Raw genomic sequence first — 19,393 nt, forward strand, 5'->3', positions numbered from 1 at the left:
CGCCCCGGGGCCTAGTAGCCCCGGTCGCCCTCAAGCTTCCAGCACCTCGAATCCGGTGGTGATTTCCGCCGTTTTCCCCAGCATGATGCTGGCCGAGCAGTATTTGTCGTGGCTCATGGCAATGGCGCGCTCCACGGCAGCCGCCGGAATACTTTTGCCGGTCACCGTGAAGTGCATGTGGATTTTGGTGAACACCTTGGGATCGGTGGTGGCGCGCTCGGTGGTCAGCTTGACGCTGCAGCCACGCACATCGTGGCGACCACGCTTGAGGATCAGTACCACGTCATAGGCCGTGCAGCCGCCCGTGCCCGCCAGCACGGTCTCCATGGGCCGGGGCGCCAGGTTCTGGCCGCCGTTGGCCGGATTGGCAGCATCGGGTGCGCCATCCATGGCCAGAACATGGCCGCTACCGGTCTCGGCCACAAAACCCATGCCTGAGCGGGTTCCCGCAGCGCCGGTCCAGCTGACTGTGCATTCCATTGATATTTCTCCTAAATGACGTGGTTTTTTCGCACGGATGGGCCCGGCGAGGTGAATTTGATGCAGATTTTGCTGCATCGCAACAAGACTCGCGGTAAACTTTCCACATGCGCTGCTTTTTCAGTGATCACTGAAGAACCAGACGGCAGGCGTCTGAACAACCCCGGATCTCTGCCCCGCACCGATTGTCTCCTCCATCTCCTCAAAGGATGGATTAGCCCCAGGCCTCACGGCCCGGGGCTTTTTTTTGCCCAGGCCCTGCAGGGTGCCCACACGGCCCGCCCCCAGGGAGCGCCAGAGACGACCCCCTATGATGTGGCCCCCGCCTTCAGCACCTGAGCGGGCACTCCCCAGCTTCTGCCATGACCCAGCACCTCACCCCCGCCGACTACCTCAAGAAGATCCTGACCGCCCGCGTCTATGACGTGGCCGTCGAGTCGGCCCTGGAACCCGCCAAGAGCCTCAGCCGCCGCCTACACAACAAGGTGCTCCTCAAGCGCGAGGACCAGCAGCCCGTGTTCAGCTTCAAGCTGCGGGGTGCCTATAACAAGATGGCGCACCTCACGCCCGAGCAACTGCAGCGTGGCGTAATCTGCGCTTCGGCCGGCAACCACGCCCAGGGCGTGGCCATGAGCGCCCACAAGCTGGGCACGCGCGCCGTGGTCGTCATGCCAACCACCACACCCCAGCTCAAAGTGGATGCCGTCAAGACCCTGGGGGGCGATGTGGTGCTGCACGGCGAGAGCTATTCCGACGCCTATGACCACGCCGCCCGCCTGCAGAAGGACCAGGGCCTGACCTTCGTCCACCCCTTTGACGACCCCTTGGTCATCGCGGGCCAGGGCACCATCGCCATGGAAATCCTGCGCCAGCTGCAAAGCCTGGGCAGCAGCCAGCTGGATGCGGTGTTCGTGGCGATTGGCGGCGGCGGACTGGTGTCGGGCGTGGCCAACTACATCAAGGCCGTCCGGCCCGAGATCAAGGTGATTGGCGTGCAGATGAACGACTCGGACGCCATGATCCAGTCCGTCAACGCACACCAGCGCGTCACGCTGCCCGATGTAGGCCTCTTTTCTGACGGCACGGCCGTCAAGCTGGTGGGCGAAGAAACCTTCCGCGTGGCCCAGGGCCTGGTGGATGAATTCGTGACGGTGGACACCGACGCCGTCTGCGCCGCCATCAAGGACATCTTTGTGGACACGCGCAGCATCGTCGAACCCGCAGGCGCTCTGGCAGTGGCGGCCATCAAACAATATGTAGCCACCCACAAGACCAAGGGCGAGACCTACGCCGCCATCCTCTGCGGCGCCAACATGAACTTCGACCGGCTGCGCTTTGTGGCCGAGCGCGCCGAGGTGGGCGAGGAGCGCGAGGCCCTGTTCGCCGTCACCATCCCTGAAGAGCGCGGCAGCTTCCGCCGCTTCTGCGAGGTGGTGGGTGGCCTGCCGGGCGGTGCGCGCAATGTGACCGAGTTCAACTACCGCATCAGCGACGCCGCCCAGGCGCATGTGTTTGTGGGCCTGACGACCAATGGCAAGGGCGAGTCGGAAAAAATCGCCAAGAACTTTGGCCGCCACGGCTTCGAGGCGCTGGACCTGACGCACGACGAACTGGCCAAGGAACATCTGCGCCACCTGGTGGGCGGCCACTCCGCACTGGCGCAGGACGAACGCCTGATGCGCTTCACCTTCCCCGAGCGGCCGGGCGCGCTGCTCAAGTTCCTGAGCCTGATGCAGCCCACCTGGAACATCTCCCTGTTCCACTACCGCAACCAGGGCGCGGACTATGGCCGCATCCTCGTGGGCATGCAGGTGCCGCCCGAAGACACGATCACCTTCGACGCCTTCCTGGCCACGCTGGGCTACCCCTACGTGGAAGAGACGCTGAACCCGGCCTACCGGCTGTTCCTGCGTTCGAAATAATGGCAAAAATGGCCGCTACCGCCTGATACAAGGGCGGTGATAGCTATCAAAACAGAAGCAAACCCCAAACCCGCCCCGCCGCACGCCATGCAAGCCCTGCGCCACTACCTGCTGGCCGTGCAGTTCTTCACCCGCATTCCCGTCACCGGGCGGCTGGCGGACTGGGTGGGCTACAGCCCCGCCATGCTGCGCGCCAGTGCTGCGCACTTCCCGGGCATTGGCTGGCTCGCGGCCCTGATGGCGGCGGGCGTGTATGGCGGCCTGCACTGGGCGCTGGCCCCCAACCCCTTTGCCCCGGCCGTGGCCGCCGTGCTGAGCACCGTGGCCACCGTGCTCATGACGGGCGGCTTTCACGAAGATGGTCTGGCTGACGTGGCCGACGGCCTGGGTGGCAGCGCCCAGCGCGAACGTGCGCTCGACATCATGAAGGACTCGCGCATCGGCGCCTTCGGCGCCATGGCGCTGGTGCTGGCCCTGCTGTCCAAGCTCAGCCTGCTCGCACTGCTGGGTGCGCACAGCCTGGCGGCGGCCTTGTCGGCCCTGGTGGGGGGGCATGTGCTGTCGCGCCTGTGGCCGCTGTTCATCGTGCGCAGCCTGCCGCATGTGGGCGACACGGCGCGCTCCAAAAGCAAACCGCTGGCCGACCAGATCTCGGGCGCCGCCCTGGCCACAGCCATTGCGTGGTGTTTTGTGCCGCTGGCGTTTGTCTGGCAAGCCCAATCAGCTATCTTTTTGGCAGCATCCGTCGCTGTGAGCGCGGCGGCTGCCGCGTGGATGTGGCGCTGGTTCGCGCGGCGCCTGCAAGGCTTTACCGGCGACTGCCTGGGCGCCACCCAGCAGATCGGCGAGATCGGCTTCTACCTGGGCGCGGCCCTCGCCCTGCGCTGGGCATGAACCGCCCCCACCCCGGCGCCCGCCTGTGGCTGGTGCGCCATGCCGCTCCCCAGGTGGCACCAGGCACCTGCTATGGCGCGCTGGATATGCCCGCCGACCCGGCCGCCACCCAGGCCGCCGCCCGGCGCCTGGCCGCTGCACTGCCGCCAGCACCGGGTGTGTTTTGCTCTACGCTACAAAGATGTGAGCAGCTAGGGCAAGCGCTGTGCGCGGAAAGGCCCGATTTGATGCTGATTCCGGACGCCCGGCTGCGTGAAATGGACTTTGGCGCGTGGGAGGGCCGCGCCTGGAACGCCCTCGCCAAAAGCGACATCGACGCCTGGACGGCAGATTTCGCCCACCACGCGCCCGGCGGCGGCGAGCCCCTGTCCCACATGCTCGGCCGCGTGGCGCTGGCGCTGCAGGCAGCCCGCGAGTGGAGCGCCCACCATGCCGGGGCCGATGTGGTGTGGATCACCCACGCAGGTGTGGTGCGTTGTGTGGCCTGGCTGCAGCAGCATGGCGAAGGCGTGATGCCCCGCTCGGAAGACTGGCCCATGGCCGCACCGGGCTGGGGCGAATGGGAAACCCGGGATCTGGCCTGACACCCGGCCCCAACTCGGCTTCACGACCAGGCCTGGAGCTCTGGCCTCCAGGGCAAGCCCGTTCTCGTCAGTTCTTCAACGGCATGTCCAGCGTCAGCGTGGCGGGCCCACCCACCTGCCCGCCCAGTTGTGCCTGCCGGGGCCCCAGCGCCTGCACCACCAGCCCCTCGTCCACCGCAGCCCCCACACGGAAGGGCTTGGCGGGTTTGCCATCCACCGCGATCAGCGCCGCACCGCCGCCACTGCTGCGCCCCGACAGCACCCCCACCAGCGTGAAACGGCTGGCCGGTGAAGCCACGGGCGCCGCGGGTGCGGCGCCAGCAACCGACGGCTGGGCCCCCAGCAAACGCGCCAATGCCTGGGCATCCGGCACCACGGGGGCCGGGGCCACCGCCGGGCCCACACCAGAGGCCGACGGCGCCGACAGGCGCAGCCCCCAGAACACCACACTGGCACCGGCCACGGCCCAGAGCGCCAGTGTGCCCAGACGGACGCCCCATTTGCTGTACGAATTGGTCACCATGCGGCGATTATGATTCACGCGATTCGACCCACCGAGAGATCGCCTGCAGTGAACACTTCCCTTCCCCTCCTCGTGCGCTCCGCCCCCCGCCGCCTGGCCCGTACCGTGGCCCGGGGCTTCACCCTCATCGAGCTGATGGTGGTGCTGGTAATCATCGGCGTGCTGGCCGCCCTCATCGTGCCCAACGTGCTCGAACGCGCCGACGACGCCCGCGTGACGGCCGCCCGCACCGACATCACCAACATCATGCAGGCGCTCAAGCTCTACCGCCTGGACAACCAGCGCTACCCCACGGCAGAGCAGGGCCTGCAATCGCTGGTCATCAAGCCCAGCGCCGCGCCGGTGCCCGGCAACTGGAAGCTGTACCTGGAAAAGCTGCCCAACGACCCCTGGGGCCGCCCCTACCAGTACCTGAACCCCGGCATCAAGGGAGAGATCGACGTGATGTCGTTCGGCGCCGACGGCCAATCGGGCGGCGAAGGCAAGGACGCCGACATCGGCAGCTGGCAATAAATGGCCCCCACGGTCGCGCACTGCGTGTCGCTCCCTGCCCCCCGAGGGGGCCGGGCCTTGCTTGGGGCGGCCCGGCGCTGCGGCCGCACGCCTTCTGGAAACGCCGTGACCGTTGCAACCAAGCGCAGCACCGGCCCATGAACCATTCACGCGGCTTCACCCTGTTAGAGCTGCTGGTGGTCCTCAGCATCGTTGCGCTGGCCACCGCCGGTGCGGGCCTGGCCATGCGCGACAGCGGGCAGACGCAGCTGGAGCGCGAGGCCGCACGGCTGGCGGCGCTGCTCGAATCTGCGCGTGCCCAATCGCGCGCCGGGGGCCTGCCCGTGCGCTGGCGGGCCTTGCCCCAGGGGTTCCGCTTCGAGGGGCTGCCGCCGAGCGCGCAGGCGGCGCTGCCCAACCAATGGCTGGACAATGGCACTACCGTGCGCGGCCCGGCCGTGCTGCAGCTGGGGCCCGAGCCCCTCATTGGCCCGCAGCAGGTGCTGATCACCCACCAGGCCCACCCCGAGCGTGTCTTGCGCATCGCCACCGATGGCGTGCGCCCGTTTTCTGTGGACGCGGTGCAGTGACACCCCACCACCTTCACATCAGGCATCGCGGCTTCACGCTGGTCGAGGTGCTGGTGGCGCTGGCCATTGTGGCGATCGCGCTCATGGCGGGGCTGCAGGCCACCTCGGCGCTCACGCGCAACGCGCTGCGGCAATCCGACATCGTGCTGGCACAGCTCTGTGCCGAGAATGAACTCGTCAAGGCCCGGCTCTCGCGCCAGATGCCCAGCGTGGGCGACAGCACCCAGCCCTGCGAGCAGGCCGGGCGCCAGCTGCAGGTGCTGACCATCGTGCGGCCCACGCCCAACCCGAGCTTCCGGCGCATCGACGCCCAGGTGCTGGATGGCGACAACTCCATCCTGCGCATCTCCACCATCATTGGAAGGTATTGATGCCCCCCCTGAGTCGCTTCGCGCCTTCCCCCCGTGGGGGGGACGCACCCGGTGGCCTGGCAGCACCAGCTCCACGGGTGCGCTGGCCTCGCGCCGCGCCAGTTTTGAAAATTGTGCGCGGCTTCACGCTGGTCGAGCTGCTGCTGGCGATTGCGGTGATGAGCCTGCTGGCCATCCTGAGCTGGCGCGGGCTTGATGGCATGGTGCGGGCGCAGGAGATCACGCGCCAGCGGGCCGATGAAATGCTGGTGCTGCAAGCCGCCCTGGGCCAGTGGGGCACCGACCTCGATGCGCTGATGCCCATCGCCAACACCACGCCGCTGGACTGGGATGGCCAAGTACTGCGCCTCACACGCCGCAGCAGCGCCGTGCCCGATGAAGGCGCACTGGTGGTGGCCTGGACACGCCGCAATGCCAACGGCGGCGGCCAGTGGCTGCGCTGGCAATCGCCGCCGGTGCGCACCCGCGCCGACTGGCAGCAGGCCTGGCAGCAGGCAGCCCAGTGGGCGCGCACGCCGGGCGATGCCGAGCGGCGCTACGAAGTGACGCTGCTGCCGCTCGACAGCTGGCAGATCTTCTATTACCGGGGCGGTGCCTGGTCCAACCCGTTGTCCAGCACCGGCACTACACCGGGCGACAGCTCGGCCGCCGTCCCCGATGGCGTGCGCTTGCAGATCACGCTGCCCCCCGGCCAGGCGCTGGCGGGCCAGCTCACGCGCGACTGGGTCAATCCCGTGCTGGGCGGAGGCAGGACATGAGCCCCCGCCTGAACACACGGCTGCAGCACCCACTGCGCAGGCACAGGACGCAAGGCGCCGCCCTGCTCGCTGCCATGCTCACCGTCACACTGGTCGCCACCTTTGCCGCTGCCGCCATGTGGCAGCAGTGGCGCGCGGTGGAGGTCGAGACGGCTGAGCGGGGCCGGGTACAGTCCACCTGGATCCTGATCGGCGCACTCGACTGGTCGCGCCTGATCCTGCGCGAAGACGGGCGTTCGGGCGGCGCCGACCACCTGGCCGAGCCCTGGGCCGTGCCGCTGGAAGAAGCGCGGCTGTCCACCTTCCTGGCGGCCGAAAACAATGTGAGCCAGGTCGATGACGCAAGCACCGACACCACCGAAGCCTTTCTGTCGGGCCAGATCACCGACATGCAGGGCCGCCTGAACATCACCAACCTGGCCGAGGGCGGGCAGGTGCAGGCCGTGGCGCTGCGGCAGTTCACCCGCCTGTTCGAACGCCTGGGCCTGCCGCCGCAGCAGCTCACGCGGCTGGTGGACGGCCTGCGCCGGGCGCAGGCGGGCGCAGGCAGCGATGGCAATACGGCGCCGCTGCTCCCGCCCACCATCAGCCAGCTGGGGTGGCTGGGCCTGAACCCGGCCACGGTGGCCACCCTCGCCCCCCACGTGACCCTGCTGCCGGTGCGCACGCCGGTCAACGTGAACACCGCCGACATCGACGTGCTCATGGCCGCCATCGACGGACTGGACAGCGCCACCGCCCAGAAGATGGTGCAGGCGCGCGAGGCCCGGCATTTCCGCACCCTCAGCGAGGTGCGCGACCTGGTGGGCGCCACCATCGACATCAACGAAGGCGCCCACGCCGTGGCCTCGTCCTACTTCGAAGTGCGGGGCCGCCTGCGCCTGGGCGATGCGATGGTGGACGAGCGTTCGCTGGTGCGCAAACAGGGCATCGACGTGACCACGCTGTGGCGCGAGCGGGGCGCATTCGACCGCGAAAACACCCTGGCCACGGCGCCGCTGCCGCGATGAGCTGCAGCACATTGGCGACACCCGCACAACGACTGGCCGCCAGTGTCAAGTCCGCCCCCTAAAATGGCCCGCAAAACCTGTCCATGAGCACCCTCATCCTTTTCCTGCCGCCGGTCCGCCCGGGCCCCGCCACCGAGTACAGCTACACGCTGACGGCAGACGGCCACACCGCCCTTCGCCACGCCACCGCGCCCGCCGCGCTGCTGCCCGAGCCCACCCGCCCCGGGGGCGAGGTGGTGGCGGTGGTGCCCGCCCGCGCGCTGTCGTGGCAGCGGGTGCAGATGCCCGCCGGTGTGCCCCTGGGGGCGGGCCAGCAGACACCCCGGCTGCGCTCGGTGCTCGAAGGCCTGCTCGAAGACCGCGTGCTGGACGACGCCACCCAGCTGCACTTTGCACTGCAGCCCGGCGCGCAAAGCACGGCCCAGGGCGGCGAACCTGTATGGGTGGCCGTGTGCGACCGCGCCTGGCTGCGCGAGAACCTGCAGGCGCTGGAGGCCGCAGGCCGCCGCGTGTCCCGCGTGGTACCCGAATTTGCCCCCGGCCCCACCGCCAGCGGTGGCCCCGAACTCTGCGCACTGGGCACCCCGGAAGAAGCCTTTGTGGTGCTCACCGGCCAGGGCGCCGACCAGGGTGTGGCGGTGCTGCCCCTGACCCCCATGGCCCTGACACTGGCCCGTGCGGGGGCGCCCATCGCCAGCACCACGGCCGAACAAGATGGCAACACCCTCCCCGTGCGCGCCGAACCCGCCGTCGCGGCCTTGGCCGAGCGCACGCTGGGCCAGCGCGTTGCACTGCACACCGCCAGCCAGCGCGCCCTCGATGCCGCCCGGGGTGACTGGGACCTGGCCCAGTTCGACCTGGCCAGCACCGGCCGCACCCGCGCCCTGCGCAAGGCGGGCAGCCTGGCCAGCGCACTGCTCAATGCCCCCCAATGGCGCGCCGCGCGCTGGGGCGCCGGGCTGCTGGTGGTGGCCCACCTGGTGGGCCTCAATGCCTGGGCCTGGCAGGAGCGCCAGGCACTGGCCGCTAAGCAGACCGCCGTGCGCACTGCGCTCACCCAGACCTTCCCCAAGGTGCAGGTGGTGGTCGATGCCCCCGTGCAGATGGAACGCGAACTGGCCCAGCTGCGGCAGGCAGCAGGCAGCGTGTCGGCCCGCGACCTGGAGCCCCTGCTCGCCGCCGCCGGGGCCGCACTGCCCGACGGCCGCCTGCCCACCAGCATCGAATACACCCCTGGCGAGCTGCGCCTGCGCGGCGTGGCGCTGGCCCCCGACGAAGAAACCGCGCTTTTTGGCCGCGTGCAGGCCGCCGGCTACCGTGCGCGGATGGACGACGGCAGCCTGCTGCTGCGCACCGAGGTGAGCCCATGACCCCCCCCATCCCTGCGTCGGCACTGCAAGCCCGCTGGCAAGCGCTGGCCCCCCGTGAGCAAAACCTGGTGCTGGCCGCTGCCGCCCTGGTGGGCCTGGCCCTGCTGTGGTGGGTGGCCGTGGCCCCCGCGCTGGCCACCCTGCGCGCAGCCCCTGCGCGCCACACGGCGCTCGACGCCCAGCTGCAGCGCATGCACAGCCTGCAGGCCGAAGCCCAGCAACTGCAGGCCGCCCCCGCCACCAGCACCGGCGATGCCGTCGGCGCCTTGCGCGCAGCCCTCACGCAGCGCCTGGGCACGACGGCCCAGCTCAATGTGGCAGGCGACCGCGCCACCATCACCCTCAAAGGCGCGTCGGCCGATGCGCTAGCCCAGTGGCTGGCCCAGGCACGCAGCAATGCCCGCGCCACCCCCGTCGAGGCCCGTCTGACCCGCAGCGCCACCGCCGCCGCACCCGCCAGCCAAACCCCGGTCACGCTGGGCCGCCCCGGGGTGGCCATGCCCCGCTGGGATGGCACCCTGGTTCTGGCCCTGCCCACGGCATCCAGCCGGTGAGCCCGTTGAGCCCCTTGAACCGCCCCGCCACCGTGAACCGATCCCCCCGCACGCACCGCAACCCCCGAGGCCGCACGGCCACGGCCGCCGCCCCCCGCCCCGCCTGGGGCTGGGCGCTGGTGGGTGCCGTGGCGGGCGTGCTACCCGCCGTGGTCGCGTTTGCGCCGGCGCACTGGCTCGCCGATGGCGTGGCGCGCGCTACCCAGGGGCAGGTGCAGCTGCTGCAGGCGCGCGGCACGGTCTGGACGGGATCGGCACAGCTGGTGCTTACCGGTGGCGCCGCCAGCCGCGACAGCGCCGCCCTGCCCGGCCGCGTGGACTGGCAGCTGCGCCCCACCTTCGATGGCCTGCGCGTGCAGTTGCAGGCCGCCTGCTGCACCCCGGCCCCCCTGGAGGCCCGGGTGCAAGCGCGCTGGGCGGGCATGGCCCTGACCGTGGCCGATGGCCAGAGCCAATGGCCTGCCGCGCTGCTGTCGGGCCTGGGCACGCCCTGGAACACGCTGCAGCCCCAAGGCCAGCTGGCCCTGCAGACCCAGGCGCTCACCCTGCGCTGGGCGGCGGGCCGCATGGTGCTGTCCGGCCAGGCGCAGCTGGATGCGCGGGCCATGTCGTCGCGCCTGTCCACGCTGCGCCCCATGGGCAGCTACCGGCTGGCCCTGCAAGGTGGCGAAGCCCCCACCCTCACGCTCAGCACCCTGGACGGCGCGCTGCAGCTCAGCGGCACCGGCCAATGGGTGGGCCAGCGCCTGCGTTTTGCCGGGGAGGCCAGTGCCGCCCCGGAACGCGAGGCCGCCCTGTCGAATCTTCTGAACATCATCGGACGGCGCAACGGCGCGCGCTCCATCATCACGGTGGGTTGAACCTATGAACTCCTTGTTGTCACCACGCCTGCGATTCGCTCTCAAAACAATAGCTGCAAGCGCTTTACTAGCGGGCGGAATCGGCCAAATTTTTGCCCAAACTGCGATCGATACCCGGACTGGCAGCGTGCGCGCCAGCGAACCCGTCACGCTCAACTTTGCCAACGCCGAAATCGAGGCCGTGGCCCGCACCATGGCCACCATCACCGGCCGCAACGTGGTGGTGGACCCGCGCGTGAAAGGCCAGCTCAACCTGGTGACCGAACGCGCAGTGACACCCGCCGCCGCGTTCCAGCAGTTTTTGGCAGCCCTGCGGCTGCAAGGCTTCACGGTGGTCGAAACCGCGGGCCTCTACAAGGTGGTGCCCGAGGCCGATGCCAAGCTGCAGGGCGGCAGCGTGAGCGTGGTGCAGGGCAACGCGGGCAGCGCCCCGAGCGGCGGGCAGATCGTCACGCAGATCTTCAAGCTCAACTTCGAAAACGCGGCCAACCTGGTGCCGGTGCTGCGCCCGCTCATCAGCCCCAACAACACCATCAACGTGAACCCCGGCAACAACTCGCTGGTGATCACCGACTACGCTGACAACCTGCAGCGCCTGGCGCGCATCGTGGCAGCCATGGATGTCTCCAACGCAAGCGACGTGGAGGTGATCCCGCTGCGCAACGCCGTGGCCGCCGACCTGGCGCCGCTGGTGGCCCGCCTGATCGACGGCGGCAGTGCACCCGCCGCCACGCCCGGCCAGGCCGACACCTCGTTCAAGACCACGCTGATCGCCGAGCCGCGCAGCAACTCGCTCATCCTGCGAGCGGCCAACCCGGCCCGCGTGGCCCAGGTGCGCGCCCTGGTGGACCGGCTGGACCAACCACCCGCCCCCGGCAGCAGCGCCGCCAGCGGCAACATCCATGTGGTCTACCTCAAGAACGCCGACGCCACCAAGCTGGCCACCACGCTGCGCGCGGCCATGGCCGCCATGGGCGCAGGCGGCGGCACCAGCACGGGTGGTGGCGCCAGCCCGGCAGCAGCCCCCAGCACCGGCCTGAGCGGCGGCAGCAACAACAGCGGCAGCATGTTGTCCACGGGCAGCGGCCTGTCGGGCAACAGCAGCGGCCTGGGCGCTGGCAGCAACACCATGGGCACCGCCAGCACCAACAACAACCAGCCCTCCACCGGCGGCCAGATCCAGGCCGACCCGACCACCAACTCGCTCATCATCACCGCGCCCGAACCGCTGTACCGCCAGCTGCGCACCGTGATCGACAAGCTCGACGGCCGCCGCGCGCAGGTGCTGGTGGAAAGCCTGATCGTCGAGGTCGCGGCCAACAAGGTGGCGCAGTTCGGCATCCAGTGGCAGGGCATCCTGGGCAAGCAGGGCGACGGCACCATTGGCGTGATTGGCACCAACTCCGGTGCGGCGGGCTCCAACATCATCGGGCTGACCGCCGCGCTGGCCTCGGGCAGCACCACCAGCATCGCCACCGCTGCGACAGGCCTGGGCGCTGGCATGAACCTGGCGCTGGCGCCACGCATCAACGGCCAGTACTACCTGGGCGCGCTGGCCAACTTCCTGCAGAACAGCGGCGACGCCAACGTGCTGTCCACCCCAAACCTCATGACGCTGGACAACGAAGAGGCACGCATCCTCATCGGCGACAACGTGCCCTTCGTCACGGGCTCGTATGCGAACACCGGCAACAACGGCACCGTGAACCCGTTCAACACCGTGGAGCGCAAGGACGTGGGCCTGATGCTCAAGGTGCGCCCGCAGATCGGTGAAAACGGCATGGTGAAGATGGCGATCTACCAGGAGATCTCCAAAATCGACCGCTCCACCCTGTCCAACGCCACGGGCCCCACCACCAGCAAGCGTGCGGTCGAATCGAACGTGGTGGTGGACGACGGCAGCATCATCGTCATTGGCGGCCTGCTGGAAGACACCTACTCGCAGGGCGAGGACAAGGTGCCCCTGATGGGCGACCTGCCCGTGGTGGGCAACCTGTTCAAGAGCGAGAACCGCTCGCGCCGCAAGACCAACCTGATGATCTTCCTGCGCCCCATCGTGGTGCGCGACACCGCCACCAGCGACGCACTGGTGGTGGACCGCTACGAAGCCATCCGTGCGCTGCAGCAGACCACCCAGCCTGCGCCCAGCCTGATGATGGGCACCGTGTCGGGCGCCCCCGTGCTGCCTGCGTTGCCAGCGCCTGCCGCCAACAAGCCCGCCGCCACCCCGGCGGTGCCTCAGCCGCAGCAATAAGCAGGCAGGCAGACCAAACCATGCGCCACCCCCTGCCCTACGCCTTTGCCCGCACGGCCCAGCTGCTGCTGGAGGATGACGGCCACCAGCTCGTGCTGTGGCATGGCCCCAGCCCCGACGCGGGTGCGCTGTCCGAAGTGCTGCGCAAGCACCCCGTGCAGCAGTTGCTGCCGCTCGATGCACCGGGCCTGGCCCAGCGCATCAGCGCCGCCTACTCGCACAGCGAATCGAGCGCCGCCACCGTGGTGAGCGAGGTCGAGAGCGATGCCGACCTCTCGCGCATGATGCAGGAGCTGCCGGCGGTCGAGGATTTGCTGGAGTCGGCCGGCGATGCGCCCATCATCCGCATGCTCAACGCCCTGCTCACGCAGGCCGCACGCGACGGCGCAAGCGACATCCACATCGAGCCCTACGAGCGCCACAGCAGCGTGCGTTTCCGTGTGGACGGCACGCTGCGCGAAGTGGTGCAGCCCAACCGCGCGCTGCACGCGGCCCTGATCTCGCGCCTGAAGATCATGGCCGACCTGGACATCAGCGAAAAACGCCTGCCGCAGGACGGCCGCATCAGCCTGCGCCTGGGCACGCGCGCCATCGACGTGCGCGTTTCGACCCTGCCCAGCGCCCATGGCGAACGCGCCGTGCTGCGCCTGCTGGACAAGAGCGAAAGCAAGCTCAGCCTGGAATCCGTGGGCATGCAGGGCGACACGCTGCAGCGCTTTGAGGGCCTGATCAGCCAGCCGCACGGCATCATCCTCGTGACCGGGCCCACGGGCTCGGGCAAGACGACCACGCTGTACGCGGGCCTGGGGCGGCTGGACGCCACGCGCAACAACATCATGACGGTGGAAGACCCCATCGAATACGAGCTGCCCGGCGTGGGGCAGACGCAGGTCAACAGCAAGATCGATCTGACCTTTGCCAAGGCCCTGCGCGCCATCCTGCGCCAGGACCCGGACATCATCATGATTGGCGAAATCCGCGACTTCGAGACCGCGCAGATTGCCATCCAGGCCTCGCTGACCGGCCACCTGGTGCTGGCCACGCTGCACACCAACGACGCGGCCAGCGCCGTGACGCGCCTGACCGACATGGGCGTGGAGCCGTTCCTGCTGTCGTCGTCCCTGCTGGGGGTGCTGGCCCAGCGGCTGGTGCGCAAATACTGCAGCCACTGCCACGGTGCGGGCTGCGATGCCTGCGGCCACACGGGCTACGCGGGCCGCACGGGCGTGTTCGAGTTGCTGGTGACCACGGACGCGATCCGTGCGCAGATCCACAACCAGGCCTCCGAGGCCGACATCCGCGCCGCCGCCATGGCCGATGGCATGGCCCTGATGCGCGAGGATGGCGAGCGCCTGATCGCGGCGGGCATCACCAGCCGCGAAGAAGTGCTGCGGGTCACGCGGGATTGATGCCGGATTGATTTGCTACATATTCAATAGCAATCAAGACATACTGGCCGCGCGCAAGCGGCCTAAAAAGCCTGAAAAATCTGCGGCTACCGGATCTGCAACGCTGATCGGCGCGCCACCTGGGCCACTGCCGGGGGGTGCGCGGCCGCCGGTGCGGACATGGCAAGCCCCGACGAGGCGCCGCCGTCCTGCAGCTTGAACTGGCTGACCGCATTGGTCAGGTGGTGCGCCTGCTCCCTGAGGGACTCAGACGCTGCCGTGGATTCCTCCACCAGCGCCGCGTTCTGCTGCGTCATCTGGTCAAGCTGGGTGACCGACTGGCTGATCTGGCCGATGTTGTCGCTTTGCTCGGCCGACGAGGCGGTGATCTCGGCAATGATGTCCGACACACGGCGCACGCTGCTCACGATCTCGGTCATGGTCTGGCCGGCCTGGCTCACCAGGCGCGATCCGTCTTCCACCCGCTCCACCGACGAGCCGATCAGGCCCTTGATCTCCTTGGCCGCCTCGGCGCTGCGCTGCGCGAGGTTACGCACCTCACTGGCCACCACGGCAAAACCCCGGCCCTGCTCGCCGGCGCGTGCGGCTTCCACGGCGGCATTGAGCGCGAGGATGTTGGTCTGAAAAGCGATGGAATCGATCACGCCCGTGATGTCGGCAATCTTGCGCGAGCTGGTGGTGATCTGGTCCATGGTGGTCACCACCTGTGACACCACGGCACCACCGCGCGCAGCCACTTCGGCGGCCGACGAGGCGAAGTCGCTGGCCTGGCGCGATGACTGCGCACTTTGCTGCACCGTGCTGGTCAGCACTTCCATCGACGAAGCGGTTTCTTCCAGGTTGGCCGCCGTCTGCTCGGTACGGTGGCTCAGGTCGTGGTTGCCGCTGGCGATCTCGGAGCTGGCAGTGGAGATGTTGCCCGCTGCATCCTGCACCTGGCGCACCAGGCCGCGCAGCGCATCCTGCATGCGGCCCATGGCCGACACCAGCTGGCCCACCTCATCCTGGTTCATGGCCGCCACATCGCGCGACAGGTCGCCGCTGGCAATGCGCTCGGCCAGCTCCTGCGCCTGGCCCAGGGATTTGGTGATGGAGCGGACACTGAAGAAGGTCAGCGGGATCAGCACCGCCAGCCCCAGCACCAGCCCGATGCCGATCAGCGCCGACATGGTGGAGGTGCGCGACTCGACCCCCGCGCGGGCTTCGTCCATCTGTGTGCGGGCCGAACTGGCCAGGCTGGAGAACAGCTTGTCGGTGGCCTCCATGTGCACCTTGAGGCGGTCGGCATAGGCGCCGCCGCCCGCGCCGTCGAGCTGGGCACCCTCGATCTTCTCGAAGATGGGCGAGATGCCTGTTTCGTACTGCTTGATCTCATCGAGCGATTTGTCGATGGAGGCAACAAACTCGGTATCGCCCGACTGCACCTGGCGCACATCGGCCAAGCGCTTGCGCAGCGACGCTAGGGTCTTGGCCCAGGATTCGCGCAGCGCGGACACCTCGACCGAGTTGTTGAAGTTGATGATGATGTCTTTTTCGGTCCGGCGCAGGTCACCCAGGGTGGTGCGCAGCTCGGACATGTCGGTCAGCGTCTGCACCCGCTCGGAAAACAGCACCTGCAGCGTGCCGCGCGTGCGGTCCAGGGCCACGTAACCCATGGCACCGATGACGACCAGAAGAATCAGGGAAAAGACGGTTCCGAAATAGAGACGCGTGCGGATGGAGAAGCGGCCGAGAGCATTCATGGCTCTTCCTTACAATTTTTAACAGATTACCCAGCATAGCAAATTTGGTGCCACACCCACCAACCGGCCTTCTGGGCCGGACGTTGGAGGAAATATAGGCCCAGCCGCTGCCTTCGCCGCACAGGGTAAGCACGGCCCCGTGGCCCTTGTGTAGGGAAACCACGGGGCCAGTAGCCGCTCTTATCCAGAGGATCGCGCCGTGCCGATCAGACGGGCTTGAGCGGGATGTACAGCTCGCCGCCGCCGCGCTGGAACTCCACCGCCTTGGTCTCCATGCCCCGGGCCAGCGCATCGGCCTCGGCCAGGCCCTTTTGCGCGGCAAAGTCGCGCACTTCCTGGGTGATCTTCATGGAGCAGAACTTGGGCCCACACATCGAGCAGAAGTGCGCCACCTTGGCCGAGTCCTTGGGCAGGGTCTCGTCGTGGTATTCCTTGGCGGTTTCGGGGTCCAGACCCAGGTTGAACTGGTCCTGCCAGCGGAAATCGAAACGCGCCTGGCTGAGTGCATCGTCGCGCGCACGGGCGCCGGGGTGCCCCTTGGCCACATCGGCCGCGTGCGCGGCGATCTTGTAGGCAATGATCCCCTGCTTCACGTCGTCACGGTCGGGCAGACCCAGGTGCTCCTTGGGCGTCACGTAGCACAGCATGGCCGTGCCCATCCAGCCGATCATGGCCGCACCGATGGCCGATGCGATGTGGTCATAGCCCGGTGCGATGTCGATGGTCAGCGGGCCCAGGGTGTAGAACGGAGCCTCGTGGCAGGTCTTGAGCTGCTCGGTCATGTTGGCCTGGATCATGTGCATGGGCACATGGCCGGGGCCTTCGATCATGGTCTGCACGTCGTGCTTCCAGGCCACCTGGGTCAGCTCGCCCAGCGTGTGCAGCTCGGCAAACTGCGCTTCGTCATTGGCGTCCGATGCGCAGCCGGGCCGCAGGCCATCGCCCAGGCTGAACGACACGTCGTACGCCTTCATGATGTCGCAGATGTCCTCGAAGTGCTCGTACAGGAAGCTCTCGCGGTGGTGCGCCATGCACCACTTGGCCATGATGGAGCCACCGCGCGACACAATGCCCGTGCGCCGCTGCGCCGTGAGGTGGATGTAGGCCAGGCGCACGCCCGCATGGATGGTGAAGTAGTCCACGCCCTGCTCGGCCTGCTCGATCAGCGTGTCGCGGAAGATTTCCCAGGTCAGGTCTTCGGCCACGCCGCCCACTTTTTCCAGCGCCTGGTAGATCGGCACCGTGCCAATCGGCACGGGCGAGTTGCGCACGATCCAGTCGCGGGTGGTGTGGATGTTCTTGCCGGTCGAGAGATCCATCACGTTGTCGGCGCCCCAGCGGATCGCCCACACGAGCTTTTCCACTTCTTCTTCAATGCTGGACGTGACGGCCGAGTTGCCGATGTTGGCGTTGATCTTGACCAGGAAGTTGCGGCCAATCGCCATCGGCTCCACCTCGGGGTGGTTGATGTTGGCGGGGATGATGGCGCGGCCCCGGGCGACTTCGTCGCGCACGAATTCGGGCGTGATGATGCGCGGAATGCTGGCGCCCATCGGGTTGCCCATCAGGCGCTTCTCGCGGCCTGCGTCGGCCATGTACTGCTCCATCCACTCGCGCTTGCCGTTTTCGCGGATGGCCACGTATTCCATCTCGGGCGTGATGATGCCCTTCTTGGCGTAGTGCATCTGCGTGACGTTGGCACCGGCTTTGGCGCGCAGCGGCTTGCGCTGCAAGGCCGCGGCCTCAGCACGCAGCTGGGCCAGGCGGGTGGCGTCTTCGCTCTTTTGTCCGTCGTCCAGCGCCACGGGCGCGCGGCCTTCGTAGTGCTCCACGTCACCACGGCCGGTGATCCAGCCACCACGCACACTGGCCAGGCCTTGGCGCACGTCGATCACGGCGTTCGGGTCGGTGTAGGGGCCGGAGGTGTCGTACACGCTGACTTGCTCGCCATTGGTGAGCGCGATGTCGCGCACGGGCACGCGCAGGTCGGTGTGCAGGTGGCCGGGGATGTAGGCCTTGCGCGATGCGGGAAAGGGTTCGCGTGTGCGGGCCAGCAGCTCGGCAAACTTTTCGGGGGCGGCGAGCTGGGCGTGGGGATCGGGGGCGTTCATGGGCAGGTCTCCTGGTTCCGGGGCGGTGGGTTGTGCTCCGGAATGGACCTGTGCGCCCCTCGGGCACTGCGCGCAGCAGCACCTGAGGCATGGCGTGCCCACAGGGACTGCGGGCACGGGGACAAGGAGGTCGGCTCTTCTTCCGCCGGTATGAACCGGATCAAGTTCGTCGGGTTCGCAAGCTCGCCTGAATTTCTTCAGGACTCTTGCATCTCAGCGCATCAGCACACCCCGGAGCAGGCGCGAGTATAGGGCAGAGGAAAAACGGGGGCGTGGGTGCCAGTGCGATAGAAGCTCAGGCCAGCCGGCCGATGAGAATCACCGCAAAGAAGAAGACGGTTGCAATCACCGTCCATTTGAGGATGACAAGCCCCAGGCGCTTGTAGCGCACCTGCCCCGTGCCGGCATAAAACGCAAACGACACGGCCGCCGCAAGAAGCAGCAGCATGGCCAGCCAGCGGAAGATCAGCATGGTGGCGATGCCCCGGGCTACCAGGCGCGCACGGGTTGCGCAAAACCGGTGGGGGCCTGGCGCTCGTCCTCGAAGGTGACCACCTCCCAGGCATCGCGCTGGGCCAACAGCTCGCGCAGCAGCAGATTGTTCATCGCATGGCCCGACCGGAACGCGCTGTAGGCCGCGAGCAAGGGTTTGCCGATGAGGTACAGGTCGCCCATGGCATCCAGGATCTTGTGCTTCACGAACTCGTCGTCGTAGCGCAAGCCGTCGCTGTTGAGCACCTTGTAGTCGTCCATGACGATGGCGTTGTCCAGCCCACCGCCCAGCGCCAGGCCGTTGGAGCGCATCATTTCCACGTCGCGCGTGAAGCCAAAGGTGCGCGCGCGGGCAATGTCGCGGCTGTAGTTGCCCGCCCCCAGGTCGAACTCCACACGCTGGCCCGTGGAGTCCACGGCCGGGTGGTCAAAGTCGATCTCGAAGCTGAGCTTGTAGCCATGGTAGGGCGTGAGGCGCGCCCACTTGGCATTGGCGCCCTCGCCCTCGCGCACCTCCACGGGGCGGGTGACGCGGATGAAGCGTTTGGGGGCGTTCTGCAGTTCCACCCCGGCGCTTTGCAGCAGGAACACAAAGGAGGCCGAAGACCCGTCGAGGATGGGCACCTCTTCGGCGGTGATGTCCACATACAGGTTGTCGAGCCCCAGGCCCGCACAGGCTGACATCAGGTGCTCCACCGTGTGCACCTTGGCATTGCCCACGGCGATGGTGGACGCCAGCCGTGTGTCCGTCACGGCCTCGGCACGGATCGGAATGTCCACGGGCTGGGGCAGGTCCACCCGACGAAAGACGATGCCAGTGTCGGGCTGGGCAGGCCGGAGCGTCAGTTCGACCCGCTGGCCGCTGTGCAGTCCGACGCCCACGGCGCGGGTCAATGTCTTGAGGGTGCGTTGCTGGAGCATCCGCGCATTTTAGTTTCTGGGCCCCCGCCCCGCACACACTGAGGTTTTGCAGGCCC

General features: G+C 68.2%; 19 protein-coding genes and 1 riboswitch. Of the genes, 13 read left to right on the forward strand and 6 right to left on the reverse strand.

The features are described 5' to 3' along the window. Positions 1 to 30: 30 nt before the first annotated feature. On the reverse strand, positions 31 to 480 hold the full coding sequence (locus AvAM_RS10040) for an OsmC family protein (RefSeq protein WP_137746914.1): 450 nt from the start codon (positions 478 to 480) through the stop codon (positions 31 to 33). A gap of 362 nt (positions 481 to 842) precedes the next feature. Here AvAM_RS10040 and ilvA point away from each other — a divergent pair, with 362 nt between their 5' ends. From ilvA to AvAM_RS10055, 3 genes are all read left to right on the forward strand, one after another. Next, positions 843 to 2,402 (forward strand): threonine ammonia-lyase, biosynthetic, encoded by a 1,560-nt coding sequence (gene ilvA / locus AvAM_RS10045; protein WP_137746915.1) that lies wholly within the window; start codon positions 843 to 845, stop codon positions 2,400 to 2,402. 87 nt (positions 2,403 to 2,489) lie between these two features. After that, on the forward strand, positions 2,490 to 3,296 hold the full coding sequence (locus AvAM_RS10050) for an adenosylcobinamide-GDP ribazoletransferase (RefSeq protein ID WP_137746916.1): 807 nt from the start codon (positions 2,490 to 2,492) through the stop codon (positions 3,294 to 3,296). Then, on the forward strand, positions 3,293 to 3,880 hold the full coding sequence (locus AvAM_RS10055) for a histidine phosphatase family protein (protein WP_137746917.1): 588 nt from the start codon (positions 3,293 to 3,295) through the stop codon (positions 3,878 to 3,880). The genes AvAM_RS10050 and AvAM_RS10055 overlap by 4 nt, the downstream gene beginning before the upstream one ends. A 67-nt stretch (positions 3,881 to 3,947) precedes the next feature. Here the strand turns inward: AvAM_RS10055 and AvAM_RS10060 are convergent, their stop codons facing one another. Beyond that, positions 3,948 to 4,403 (reverse strand): type II secretion system protein N, encoded by a 456-nt coding sequence (locus tag AvAM_RS10060; RefSeq protein WP_137746918.1) that lies wholly within the window; start codon positions 4,401 to 4,403, stop codon positions 3,948 to 3,950. 72 nt (positions 4,404 to 4,475) lie between these two features. On the opposite strand from AvAM_RS10060, the gene gspG reads away from it, so the two are divergent. The 10 genes from gspG to AvAM_RS10110 all read left to right on the forward strand — a co-directional run bounded on the left by gspG (position 4,476) and on the right by AvAM_RS10110 (position 14,071). Further along, complete coding sequence (gspG, locus tag AvAM_RS10065; protein WP_094286345.1) at positions 4,476 to 4,916, forward strand: type II secretion system major pseudopilin GspG; 441 nt, start codon at positions 4,476 to 4,478, stop codon at positions 4,914 to 4,916. A 137-nt stretch (positions 4,917 to 5,053) separates the two neighbouring features. After that, on the forward strand, positions 5,054 to 5,485 hold the full coding sequence (locus AvAM_RS10070; RefSeq protein WP_137746919.1) for a prepilin-type N-terminal cleavage/methylation domain-containing protein: 432 nt from the start codon (positions 5,054 to 5,056) through the stop codon (positions 5,483 to 5,485). Next, positions 5,482 to 5,856 (forward strand): type II secretion system minor pseudopilin GspI, encoded by a 375-nt coding sequence (gspI, locus tag AvAM_RS10075; RefSeq protein WP_137746920.1) that lies wholly within the window; start codon positions 5,482 to 5,484, stop codon positions 5,854 to 5,856. The genes AvAM_RS10070 and gspI overlap by 4 nt, the downstream gene beginning before the upstream one ends. 77 nt (positions 5,857 to 5,933) lie before the next feature. Further along, complete coding sequence (locus AvAM_RS10080) at positions 5,934 to 6,614, forward strand: type II secretion system protein J (RefSeq protein ID WP_375708150.1); 681 nt, start codon at positions 5,934 to 5,936, stop codon at positions 6,612 to 6,614. Continuing rightward, on the forward strand, positions 6,611 to 7,624 hold the full coding sequence (gene gspK / locus AvAM_RS10085) for a type II secretion system minor pseudopilin GspK (protein ID WP_171012184.1): 1,014 nt from the start codon (positions 6,611 to 6,613) through the stop codon (positions 7,622 to 7,624). Before AvAM_RS10080 ends, gspK begins: the two co-directional genes overlap by 4 nt. 83 nt (positions 7,625 to 7,707) lie before the next feature. Further along, positions 7,708 to 8,994: a type II secretion system protein GspL gene (gspL, locus tag AvAM_RS10090; RefSeq protein WP_137746922.1), complete on the forward strand. Its 1,287-nt coding sequence runs from the start codon at positions 7,708 to 7,710 to the stop codon at positions 8,992 to 8,994. Beyond that, complete coding sequence (gene gspM, locus AvAM_RS10095; protein WP_137746923.1) at positions 8,991 to 9,548, forward strand: type II secretion system protein GspM; 558 nt, start codon at positions 8,991 to 8,993, stop codon at positions 9,546 to 9,548. The genes gspL and gspM overlap by 4 nt, the downstream gene beginning before the upstream one ends. Before the next feature lie 32 nt (positions 9,549 to 9,580). Then, a complete protein-coding gene (gspN, locus tag AvAM_RS10100) occupies positions 9,581 to 10,408 on the forward strand; it encodes a type II secretion system protein N (RefSeq protein WP_137746924.1) in 828 nt (275 codons plus the stop codon). A gap of 4 nt (positions 10,409 to 10,412) precedes the next feature. Continuing rightward, on the forward strand, positions 10,413 to 12,662 hold the full coding sequence (gspD, locus tag AvAM_RS10105) for a type II secretion system secretin GspD (RefSeq protein ID WP_137746925.1): 2,250 nt from the start codon (positions 10,413 to 10,415) through the stop codon (positions 12,660 to 12,662). A gap of 20 nt (positions 12,663 to 12,682) precedes the next feature. After that, positions 12,683 to 14,071 carry a GspE/PulE family protein gene (locus AvAM_RS10110; protein ID WP_137746926.1) on the forward strand — a complete coding sequence of 463 codons (1,389 nt, stop codon included), beginning with the start codon at positions 12,683 to 12,685 and terminating at the stop codon, positions 14,069 to 14,071. A gap of 86 nt (positions 14,072 to 14,157) precedes the next feature. Here the strand turns inward: AvAM_RS10110 and AvAM_RS10115 are convergent, their stop codons facing one another. From AvAM_RS10115 to lpxC, 4 genes are all read right to left on the reverse strand, one after another. Continuing rightward, positions 14,158 to 15,813 carry a methyl-accepting chemotaxis protein gene (locus AvAM_RS10115; RefSeq protein ID WP_137746927.1) on the reverse strand — a complete coding sequence of 552 codons (1,656 nt, stop codon included), beginning with the start codon at positions 15,811 to 15,813 and terminating at the stop codon, positions 14,158 to 14,160. A 206-nt stretch (positions 15,814 to 16,019) separates the two neighbouring features. Continuing rightward, positions 16,020 to 17,924, reverse strand: coding sequence for a phosphomethylpyrimidine synthase ThiC (gene thiC, locus AvAM_RS10120; RefSeq protein WP_137746928.1), 1,905 nt, complete (start codon positions 17,922 to 17,924; stop codon positions 16,020 to 16,022). 120 nt (positions 17,925 to 18,044) lie between these two features. Continuing rightward, a riboswitch (TPP riboswitch) is annotated at positions 18,045 to 18,168 on the reverse strand. A gap of 51 nt (positions 18,169 to 18,219) precedes the next feature. Then, complete coding sequence (locus AvAM_RS25630) at positions 18,220 to 18,396, reverse strand: hypothetical protein (protein WP_171012186.1); 177 nt, start codon at positions 18,394 to 18,396, stop codon at positions 18,220 to 18,222. Between the two features lie 17 nt (positions 18,397 to 18,413). Further along, positions 18,414 to 19,337, reverse strand: coding sequence for a UDP-3-O-acyl-N-acetylglucosamine deacetylase (lpxC, locus tag AvAM_RS10125; RefSeq protein WP_137746929.1), 924 nt, complete (start codon positions 19,335 to 19,337; stop codon positions 18,414 to 18,416). Positions 19,338 to 19,393: the final 56 nt, after the last annotated feature.

The organism is Acidovorax sp. NB1, assembly GCF_005405905.1.
In the GTDB taxonomy this organism is placed as follows: Bacteria; Pseudomonadota; Gammaproteobacteria; order Burkholderiales; family Burkholderiaceae_C; genus Acidovorax.

Excerpts from the sequence above, each read along its gene's own strand:
- gspD (WP_137746925.1), top strand. The coding sequence starts at position 10,413 with ATGAACTCCTTGTTGTCACCACGCCTGCGATTCGCTCTCAAAACAATA.
- gspL (WP_137746922.1), top strand. The coding sequence starts at position 7,708 with ATGAGCACCCTCATCCTTTTCCTGCCGCCGGTCCGCCCGGGCCCCGCC.
- AvAM_RS10115 (WP_137746927.1), bottom strand. The coding sequence starts at position 15,813 with ATGAATGCTCTCGGCCGCTTCTCCATCCGCACGCGTCTCTATTTCGGA.
- AvAM_RS10055 (WP_137746917.1), top strand. The coding sequence starts at position 3,293 with ATGAACCGCCCCCACCCCGGCGCCCGCCTGTGGCTGGTGCGCCATGCC.
- AvAM_RS10060 (WP_137746918.1), bottom strand. The coding sequence starts at position 4,403 with ATGGTGACCAATTCGTACAGCAAATGGGGCGTCCGTCTGGGCACACTG.
- ilvA (WP_137746915.1), top strand. The coding sequence starts at position 843 with ATGACCCAGCACCTCACCCCCGCCGACTACCTCAAGAAGATCCTGACC.
- AvAM_RS10110 (WP_137746926.1), top strand. The coding sequence starts at position 12,683 with ATGCGCCACCCCCTGCCCTACGCCTTTGCCCGCACGGCCCAGCTGCTG.
- gspK (WP_171012184.1), top strand. The coding sequence starts at position 6,611 with ATGAGCCCCCGCCTGAACACACGGCTGCAGCACCCACTGCGCAGGCAC.
- AvAM_RS10050 (WP_137746916.1), top strand. The coding sequence starts at position 2,490 with ATGCAAGCCCTGCGCCACTACCTGCTGGCCGTGCAGTTCTTCACCCGC.
- AvAM_RS25630 (WP_171012186.1), bottom strand. The coding sequence starts at position 18,396 with ATGCTGATCTTCCGCTGGCTGGCCATGCTGCTGCTTCTTGCGGCGGCC.
- thiC (WP_137746928.1), bottom strand. The coding sequence starts at position 17,924 with ATGAACGCCCCCGATCCCCACGCCCAGCTCGCCGCCCCCGAAAAGTTT.
- lpxC (WP_137746929.1), bottom strand. The coding sequence starts at position 19,337 with ATGCTCCAGCAACGCACCCTCAAGACATTGACCCGCGCCGTGGGCGTC.
- gspM (WP_137746923.1), top strand. The coding sequence starts at position 8,991 with ATGACCCCCCCCATCCCTGCGTCGGCACTGCAAGCCCGCTGGCAAGCG.
- AvAM_RS10040 (WP_137746914.1), bottom strand. The coding sequence starts at position 480 with ATGGAATGCACAGTCAGCTGGACCGGCGCTGCGGGAACCCGCTCAGGC.
- AvAM_RS10070 (WP_137746919.1), top strand. The coding sequence starts at position 5,054 with ATGAACCATTCACGCGGCTTCACCCTGTTAGAGCTGCTGGTGGTCCTC.